The organism is Actinomyces sp., from assembly GCF_030524025.1.
Classification (GTDB): Bacteria; Actinomycetota; Actinomycetes; order Actinomycetales; family Actinomycetaceae; genus Actinomyces.
This window is the reverse complement of sequence record NZ_JAUNHI010000013.1, coordinates 63,015-68,205: the sequence shown is the minus strand read 5'-3', so window position 1 is coordinate 68,205 and position 5,191 is coordinate 63,015. Positions and strand designations below refer to the sequence as shown.

The 5,191-nt window shown below is 73.0% G+C and carries 4 protein-coding genes and 1 pseudogene; 1 reads left to right on the top strand and 4 read right to left on the bottom strand.

The annotated features are described in order from the left end of the window. Positions 1-60 precede the first annotated feature (60 nt). The gene (locus Q4C85_RS06845; protein WP_303140810.1) at positions 61-1,038 is read left to right on the top strand and encodes an aldo/keto reductase; all 978 of its coding nucleotides are present in this window, start codon (positions 61-63) and stop codon (positions 1,036-1,038) included. Between the two features lie 87 nt (positions 1,039-1,125). Here the strand turns inward: Q4C85_RS06845 and Q4C85_RS06840 are convergent, their stop codons facing one another. From Q4C85_RS06840 to Q4C85_RS06825, 4 genes and pseudogenes are all read right to left on the bottom strand, one after another. Then, entirely contained in the window at positions 1,126-1,425 is a 300-nt protein-coding gene (locus Q4C85_RS06840; protein WP_303140808.1) for a DNA primase, read from the bottom strand. A 117-nt stretch (positions 1,426-1,542) separates the two neighbouring features. Next, the gene (locus Q4C85_RS06835) at positions 1,543-2,637 is read right to left on the bottom strand and encodes an NAD(P)/FAD-dependent oxidoreductase (RefSeq protein ID WP_303140807.1); all 1,095 of its coding nucleotides are present in this window, start codon (positions 2,635-2,637) and stop codon (positions 1,543-1,545) included. Positions 2,638-2,733: 96 nt separating this feature from the next. Beyond that, positions 2,734-4,824: a M3 family metallopeptidase gene (locus Q4C85_RS06830; RefSeq protein ID WP_303140806.1), complete on the bottom strand. Its 2,091-nt coding sequence runs from the start codon at positions 4,822-4,824 to the stop codon at positions 2,734-2,736. Positions 4,825-4,869: 45 nt separating this feature from the next. Continuing rightward, a pseudogene (locus Q4C85_RS06825) lies at positions 4,870-5,191 on the bottom strand (TetR/AcrR family transcriptional regulator); the annotation flags it as partial.

The following is a 5,191-nucleotide window of genomic DNA, read 5'->3' as shown; positions in this document are numbered from 1 at the left end:
GCGCCGGGGCCGGGCGCGCCGTGCGCGCGCGCACGTGCCCCTTGCCCCTACGGTTGGCCCATGGAACTAAGGAGGCTCGGCGCGACGGGTCTGCGCGTGTCCGCCGTCGGCCTGGGCACGATGACCTGGGGGCGAGACACCGACGCGCTGGAGGCCCAGGAACAGCTCGAGATCTTCCTCGACGCCGGGGGCACCCTGCTCGACACAGCGGCCTCCTACTGCGAGGGCGTCAGCGAGGAGGTCATCGGCTCGCTCCTGGCCGAGCACGTCGACCGCCGTGACATCGTCCTGGTGTCCAAGGCCGGTGTGCGCACCTGGCGCACCGGCCCCCGTGCTACGGCCGCCGACGCCTCGCGCGGCACGCTCCTGGACACCCTTGACGACTCCCTGGCCCGCCTGGGCACCGACCACCTCGACCTGTGGCTGGTCCAGGTGCCCGACCCCACGACGCCGATGGACGAGACCGTCGACGCCCTGCGCCGCGCGGTCGACACGGGCAGGACGCGCTACGTGGGGCTGTCGAACCATCCCGCCTGGGCCACGGCGCAAGCCAGTGCGCTGCTCGACGGCGGCCACGGTCCCGGCCTGGCCGCCGTCGAGGTCGAGCACTCCCTGCTCTCCCGGGGCGTCGAACGGGAGGTCCTGCCCGCCTCGAAGGTCCTGGGCTTCGGCGTCATCGGCTACGCCCCCCTGGGCCGCGGCGTGCTCACCGGCAAGTACCGGGCCTCGACCCCGCCGGACTCGCGCGGCGCCTCGCCCCATCTGCGCTCCTACGTCGCCCCCTACCTCGGTGAGCGCCACGCTGGAGTGGTCGAGGCGGTCGCCACGGCCGCGGTCGGCCTGGACCGCAAACCGGTCGAGGTGGCCATGGCCTGGGCTCGCGACGCGCCGGGCGTGGCTTCGACCGTCGTGGGAGCCAGGACCCCCGGTCAGCTGCACGGCGTGCTGGCCGCCGACGACCTCACCCTGCCCGTCCAGATCCGCCGCGCGCTGGACGAGGTGACGGCGCCCGACCTCGGCTACCCGGAACGCTTCTGACCGGGCCTCTGACCGGACCTCTGACCGGGCCGCGGGCCGGGCTCTGTGGGCTCCCCGGGGACTTGCCCCAGGCGGACGGCCGCGGGGTCATCGCCTCCGGTAGGACCCGTCGTCCTCGTCATGCTCGTCGTCCTCGTCGAAGGGGCTCTCGTCCTGGCCGTCCTCGTCGTCGAAGTCCTCGTCGCCCTCGGCGTCGACAATGTCGAAGGGCAGCTCGATGCCGTAGGCGGTGAACAGGGTGTCGTCATAGGTGAAGAAGGCGTCCTGCAGCGTGTTCTCGGCGGCGACGACCGCCGGTGAGAGCTCGTCACCGGTGGCGGCAGCGTCCAGGTGCGCCTCGAGGGCGGCGATGAGTCGGTTGAGCGCGGACCGCGGGTCGTTCGTCATGTGGGACACACTACCGGCTTCCCGTCGTGGTGGCGCACGCCGCGTGCCCGGGGCCCGCGCCACCACGACGCATCCTCACGCGCGATCTCGAGGTGCCATATGTCCCGATCTCGCGGGTCAGTGGTCGAGGCCGAGCTGGGCGGAGATGAGACCGAGGTAGAGGTCCTCGCCCTTGAACCGGGAGGTCTCCTCGGGCCCGAGGACCACCCGGCGGCCGCCGTCAAGGACCTGACTGGCCCCGCCGTCGGGCCCCAGGGGCAGGATGACGTGCTCGGGCAGCGGGGTGTAGGTGGCCGTCGGCTCCTGGCCCGCCAGGAGGGAGCGGATGTTGTCGGCCACGACCGCGGCGTGAGCCCGTGCGGCATCGGCCCGCTTGGTCTCCCGCACGTCAGTGATGTCGCCGATGGCCCACACCCCGGGGTGGCCGATGACCCGCAGGTGCTCGTCGACACGGATCGTGCCGTCGTAGCGCCGGATGTCGTCGTAGTCGGCTCCCAGGAAGCCGGTGGCCGCCGAGGCGCCGTAGGCGCGGAACCACATGTCGGCCTCGATACGGCGCCCGCCCTTGGTCATGACGCGGAAGGGCGAGAGCACTCCGGGGTCGACCGGAGGCAGGGAGGCCAGCTTGTCGCCGGTGATGAACTCGACGCCGCGCTCGGCCAGCTGGGCGGCGATGGCCGCGCGCAGGCCGGGCTCGTAGTCCTTGGCCGGCAGGATCTCCTCCCCCGACTCCAGGAGGGTGACCGCGATCCCCGGGAAGGCCGAGGTGATCTCGCCGACGAGCTCGATGCCCACGTCCCCCGCGCCGGCCACCAGCACCCGGGTGGCCTGCTCGAGGTTGGCGTGGGTCCGCTCGATGCGCGCCCGGGCGACCACCGAGGAGGAGTCGAGGTGCTTGGCGGGGAAGGGGTAGGCGGTGCCGGTGGCCAGAACGAGGTGGTCGGCCCCGATGGCCCCCAGGCCCGAGACCTGGACCGTTGTGCCCGTGACCCCCAGGACAGTGCCCTGGACGACGCGTCCGCGCAGGAGCAGGCGGTCGTAGGGCATGAAGATCTTGTCGGCCCACTGCCGGTCCACCGCGGCGCGCAGCGCGGCGGCGTGGTTGACGAAGCTGTCCTTCTGCTCGACGAGGGTGACCTCGGCGACCTCATCCAGGGCCTTGGCCAGGGTGATGCCCCCGTAGCCGCCGCCAACAATGGTCACGCGCGTCATCTGTGTGTCCTTCCGGTCGGGAGGGTGGGTCGGCGCCCCTGCGCCGGCTCGTGCTGGTCGTTGTGTTGGTCGGGGCCGGGGTCCCGGCCCTGGGGGTCAGGTCAGGCCGCGACGCTCCAGGAGTGGGGCGATCCGGGGCTCACGGCCGGTGAACCGCCGGTAGGACTCCAGGGCGTCGCGGGAGTCGCCGCGGGCGAGGAACTCACGGCGGAAGCGCTCGCCGGCGGCACGGTTGAGGCCGAGGTCGCCGTCGACCGCACCCAGGCCGTCGGTGCGGAACCAGTCGGTCGCGTCGGCGTCCATGACCTCGCTCCAGATGTAAGCGTAGTAGGCCGCGGCGTAACCGCCGCCGAAGACGTGCTCGAAGTAGGTCGTCCGGTAGCGCGGCGGCACGAGTGCATCGTCGATGCCCGCCGAGGCCAGCGCCCGGTGCTCGAAGTCCTCGACGAGCCCGGCATCGGCCGGCACCTCCTGGGGGGTCAGGGTGTGCCAGGCCTGGTCGAGCAGCGCCGCACCCAGGTACTCGGTGGTCGCGTAGCCCTGGGCGAAGGAGCCCTGGCCGCGGAGCCGGTCGACGAGGTCGGCGGGCATGGGCCGGCCGGTGTCGACATGAACAGCGTAGGAGGCCAGAACCTGGGGGTGCAGCGCCCACTTCTCGTTGACCTGGGAGGGGAACTCGACGACGTCGGCGGGCACCGATGTGCCAGCGGCGCTGGGCCAGTGCGTGTCGGTGAGCAGGCCGTGCAGGGCGTGGCCGAACTCATGGAAGGCGGTGACCACCTCGTCCCAGGTCAGCAGGGTGGGGCCAGTGGACGGGCGCTCAATATTGAGGCAGTTGATGACCACCGGCCGCGTGCCCGTCAGGTGCCCGGCGTCGGTCAGGGTGTTCATCCACGCCCCGCCCTGCTTGCCCTCGCGGGCGTAGAAGTCGGCGACGAACAGGCCCAGGAGGGGGTCGGGCCGCCCATCCTCGGTCGCCTCGTCGCAGGATGGGTCCTCGGTGCGGTCCCGGACCTCCCACACGCGCACCATGGGGTCGTACATATGCGCGGCCAGGTCCTCGCGCTCGTGGAAGGTGATGCCGTACAGGCGCGTGGCGGCGTAGAACATGCCCCGCCCCACAACGCTGTCCAGCTCGAGGTAGGGCGCCAGGGTCGCGTCGTCGACACCGAAGCGCTCCCGACGCTCCTGCGCCTCGTAGCGCGGCCAGTCCGCCGGGCCGAACTCCTCGCCCGGCGCGGTCAGCGGGTCGGCCGCCATGCGGGCGGCATAGGTCTGCGCGTCGCGGCGGGCGTTGGCCATGGCCGCGGGGGCCAGACGGTGGAGCATGTCGTGCACGGCGCGCGTCGTGCGGGCCGAGGACTCCGCCGCGACGAGCGCGGTGTGGTGCTCAAATCCCAGGAGCCGGGCCCGCTCGGCACGCAGGGCCGTCATCTCCAGCACGATGGCGCGCGTGTCCTCCGGGCCGGACAGCCCACGGCTCATCGCCGTGGCGAGAAGCTCGACGCGGGCCGAGTGCGGCTCGGTGGTGGCCAGCTCGGGGGTGACGGTGCAGTTGGCGACCCCGGCGGCGTGCATGGCGCGGGCCACGAGGGTGGAGAAGCGCGAGGACAAGGCGGTCAGGCGCGCGTTGATCTCCCGCAGGCGCGTCGCCTCGGCCCCTGTCAGCCCCACGCCGTTGCGCTCGAAGTCCTCCACCGCCAGGCGGATGCAGCGCGCGGTCTCCTCCTCGATGACCCGGCCGTCGGCGTCGACGGGCTGCGCACCGGTGCGCGAGGCCGCGTCGACCAGGCCGTCCAGGGTGGCGAAGCGGCGGTAGATCCGCCGGTCGAGGGCGTAGGCGTCGTGGTGGGCGGACAGCTCGGGGGCCAGCGCCTCCTCCAGCGCGTCGAGGTCGGGGCAGTGGGTGGCCGAGGTGAGGGTCTCCAGGACGGTCAGGGCGCGCGAGAGCAGGGCGCCGGAGCGCTCGACGGCGGCGACGGTGTTGGCGACCGTCGGCTCGGCGGCGTCGGTGGCCACCGCCTCCCACTCGGCGCGTTGCGCCGCCATGCCGGCGCGGATGGCCGGCTCGATATCCTCATTGGCGACGGCCGCGAAGTCCGGCAGCCCCAGGTCCAGCGCCCAGGGACGCGCGAAGGGACTGGTCGGGGGCAGTCGGGTGCCCGCGGCGGGGGGCGTGGTGGTCATGGCGCCATCGTGCCACGCCGACCACCACCTCCCGGTACGGCCTCCTCAGCCCGCCTCGTCACCGGCCGACGAACGGGGCACGACGACCTCACCGGTCCCGGCGGCGAGCGCGATGAGCAGCTCGAGGGTCTCGGGGTCGGAGGGGTTGTAGGAGCCGGCGCCCGCCGCCTTGTTCGTCCAGTAGCCGTCGACCGCGAGCAGGGCGATCCTCTGCATCGCAGTGAGCGTGTCGCCGTCCCCGACCCACTGGGCGCGGAAGGCCTCCCACGCCTTGATCAGGCCCACCGCCTCCGACCTGCCCGAAGCCATGAAGGCGATCTCACCGGGCAGGATTCTGCCGTCCATGACCGAGCGGACCAGGGCGGAG

Bases quoted from the DNA above. Each gene is read 5' to 3' on its own strand.
- Q4C85_RS06840 (WP_303140808.1), bottom strand. From the start codon at position 1,425: ATGACGAACGACCCGCGGTCCGCGCTCAACCGACTCATCGCCGCCCTC.
- Q4C85_RS06845 (WP_303140810.1), top strand. From the start codon at position 61: ATGGAACTAAGGAGGCTCGGCGCGACGGGTCTGCGCGTGTCCGCCGTC.
- Q4C85_RS06830 (WP_303140806.1), bottom strand. From the start codon at position 4,824: ATGACCACCACGCCCCCCGCCGCGGGCACCCGACTGCCCCCGACCAGT.
- Q4C85_RS06835 (WP_303140807.1), bottom strand. From the start codon at position 2,637: ATGACGCGCGTGACCATTGTTGGCGGCGGCTACGGGGGCATCACCCTG.